The sequence below is a fragment of the Propioniciclava sp. MC1683 genome (genome assembly GCF_014164675.1).
In the GTDB taxonomy this organism is placed as follows: domain Bacteria; phylum Actinomycetota; class Actinomycetes; order Propionibacteriales; family Propionibacteriaceae; genus Propioniciclava.
The window spans coordinates 1-2432 of the sequence record NZ_JACJFX010000080.1 but is presented as its reverse complement, the minus strand read 5'-3'; the positions used below and the strand labels follow the sequence as shown (position 1 = coordinate 2432).

5 protein-coding genes are annotated in these 2432 nt (G+C 64.8%); 1 reads left to right on the top strand and 4 read right to left on the bottom strand.

Annotated elements, in window-relative coordinates:
• Nucleotides 1–56 precede the first annotated feature (56 nt).
• Complete coding sequence (locus H5397_RS19245) at nucleotides 57–347, top strand: tetratricopeptide repeat protein (RefSeq protein ID WP_375539470.1); 291 nt, start codon at nucleotides 57–59, stop codon at nucleotides 345–347.
• A 44-nt stretch (nucleotides 348–391) separates the two neighbouring features.
• On the opposite strand, the gene H5397_RS17260 is transcribed toward H5397_RS19245, so the two are convergent.
• Genes H5397_RS17260 through H5397_RS17245 form a run of 4 tightly spaced genes read right to left on the bottom strand, consistent with a single transcriptional unit; the run spans nucleotide 392 to nucleotide 2316 of the window.
• Nucleotides 392–1342 carry an IS3 family transposase gene (locus H5397_RS17260; RefSeq protein WP_182818967.1) on the bottom strand — a complete coding sequence of 317 codons (951 nt, stop codon included), beginning with the start codon at nucleotides 1340–1342 and terminating at the stop codon, nucleotides 392–394.
• On the bottom strand, nucleotides 1339–1641 hold the full coding sequence (locus H5397_RS17255; RefSeq protein ID WP_220492394.1) for a transposase: 303 nt from the start codon (nucleotides 1639–1641) through the stop codon (nucleotides 1339–1341). The genes H5397_RS17260 and H5397_RS17255 overlap by 4 nt, the downstream gene beginning before the upstream one ends.
• The gene (locus H5397_RS17250) at nucleotides 1638–2141 is read right to left on the bottom strand and encodes a transposase (protein WP_309224400.1); all 504 of its coding nucleotides are present in this window, start codon (nucleotides 2139–2141) and stop codon (nucleotides 1638–1640) included. The genes H5397_RS17255 and H5397_RS17250 overlap by 4 nt, the downstream gene beginning before the upstream one ends.
• Before the next feature lie 7 nt (nucleotides 2142–2148).
• Complete coding sequence (locus tag H5397_RS17245) at nucleotides 2149–2316, bottom strand: hypothetical protein (RefSeq protein ID WP_182818964.1); 168 nt, start codon at nucleotides 2314–2316, stop codon at nucleotides 2149–2151.
• Nucleotides 2317–2432: the final 116 nt, after the last annotated feature.

Genomic DNA, 2432 nt, shown 5'->3' with positions numbered 1-2432 from the left:
CAACCACCGCAGGCTCCACGGTAGCCTCGGAATGGTCAGCCCCGACGAGTTCGAGGCTGCCTACTACGAGACCTCACACCAGAGTTCTCTCCCCGCATAGAAGCGGCAGAGAACCTGAGGCGGTTCAGTACGAGCAGCTGTTGGCCGACCAGCAAAGGGTATTGGGGAGCGAGCACCCCAACACCTTGGCGACGCGCTACAACTTGGCCGGGCTGATGCGCGATATGGGCGACCTCGGGGGTGCTCGGGCGCTGTACGAGCAGCTGTTGGCCGACCAGCAAAGGGTATTGGGGAGCGAGCACCCCAACACTGCGTTGACGAGGAGCGCACTAGGGCGTGTCTCGTAACCGTTGGAGCCATTGTGGTTCCCCCCGAATCGTGGAGGGCTTTCTTATGCGGCTGCCCGGTCGGGCGCCGTGCTGTTCTCGTAGTTGATGGGGCTCATCATGCCAATCGTGCTGTGTCGGCGCGTGTGGTTGTAGAACCCGTAGCACCAGTCCAGCACAACGGCTTGGGCTTGGCGAGTGGAGTCGAACTCGTGGCGTGAGAGGACCTCCCATTCCAGCGAGCTGAAGAACGCCTCAGCAGCGGCATTGTCGAAACACGAACCGACCCGGCCCATCGACTGCCGGACCCCCAGCACTCGACACAGCTTGGTGAACGCCTTCGCCGTGTAGGTCGAGCCTCGGTCGGTGTGGAAGATGACCCGCTGGGACTCGTCGGTGCGCCAACCGGGGCCGTTGACCGCATCCACGCCGCCCCGAGCCGCTATGGCCATCTTGAGCGCTGCACAGGCCAGTTCAGCATCGGGGTGTAGGCCGGTCGCCGCGCCGAGCAGCCGGCGCGAGTAGAGGTCGATCACGGTCGCCACATAGAGTTTCCCGCCGGCGGTGGGGATCTCGGTCATATCGCCTACCCACCGGGTGTTGGGCTGCTCGGCGGTGAAGTTCCGCTTCAGCAGGTCCGGGAACTTCGGGGCCGTCTTGTCCTGCCGTGTAAGCCCGTTACGGCGCTTGATTCTCCTCGCAACGAGGCCTTGACGTCGCATCGAGTCGGCGATGGTCTTCTCACTCACCTGCCAGCCGTCCTCGATCAGATCGGCATGCAGCCTGGGTGACCCGTGCAGGCCACGCTTCTGGGTGAACATGACCTTCACGGCCCGGTCGATCGTGTCCCGACGACGGTCCCGGTCCGTGTGCAGGCCACTGGCTGCTGACGGACCCGTCGCCCGGGCCAGCCACTTGTAGAACCAGGCCAGACTCACCCCCAGCAGGAGGCAGGTGATCGTGTGTGGCACCTGATGGTTGGTCCTCTGGTCGGCAATGAAGCGGGCCACGCTCACTTCGTCGCCTCCTTCACCCACAGGACCACGGATCGCTTGAGGACATCACGCTCCATCCGCAGCTCCGCGTTCTCAGCACGGAGCCGCTTCAGCTCCTCGAAGTCGTCGGTGGACAGCCCGTCACGGCCTTCTCGGGTTTCCCGGGCACGGTTCACCCAGTTCCCCAACGTGCCCTCGTTCACCCCAAGATCACGCGCGACCTGCGCGATCGGCTTCTTGGTCTCTTCAACGATCCGGACAGCACCCTCACGGAACTCCCGGTCGTACTTCTTTCGCTTCTCTGGCATCTCGATCCTCATTGTCGATGCCTCCACGGCCCGGGGGGAACCTCACATCGGATGATGGCGTTGAGGACGGCGGCGCCGCGGTAGACGATGCCGAGTTTGTCGTAGCGAGTGGCGAAGCCGCGCCATTGCTTGCCGTGGTTGAAGGAGCGTTCGACGTGGTTGCGGTTCTTGTAGTCGTCGGGGTCGAAGGCGGGTGGTCGGCCCCCGGCACTGCCGCGGCGTTTCCGGTTGGCCACTTGGTCGGCTGGTTCGGGGATGGTGGCGATGATTCCGCGGGCCCGGAGCAGGGAGCGGTGGCCGCGGGAGGAGTAGGCCTTGTCGCCGCGTAGCCGGTCTGGGGTCGTGCGGGGCCGGCCCGACCCGATCCGGGGCACCGACAAGTGGTCCAGTAGGACCGGCAGCATGGGCGAGTCCCCGGACTGGCCGGCCGAGACGACCACGACCATCGGCGCTCCCCGGCCATCGACGAGGTGGTGGATCTTGCTGGTCAACCCGCCCCGAGAACGCCCGATGCCGTGGTCAAGCGGCTCCAGCCGCAGATTCGTGTAGTTCGGTGGGGCCCCCTGTGTCCCGGGGCAGGTTGGTGCCGTGCTGGTGGGCGCGGTTGATCGTGGAGTCCACGTTCACCGACCAGTCGATGAGCCCGACCGCGTCGGCCCGGGCCATCAGCATGGCGGAGCTTGTCAAGATTTCTGTGTAAGGGATCCTCTTGTTGTTGTTCGAATCTAGAGGTAGCGGTTGATGCGTTCGGGGTAGACGAGGGCGAGTTGGGCCAGAGCTTGTTTCCAGTTCGTCACGATCTG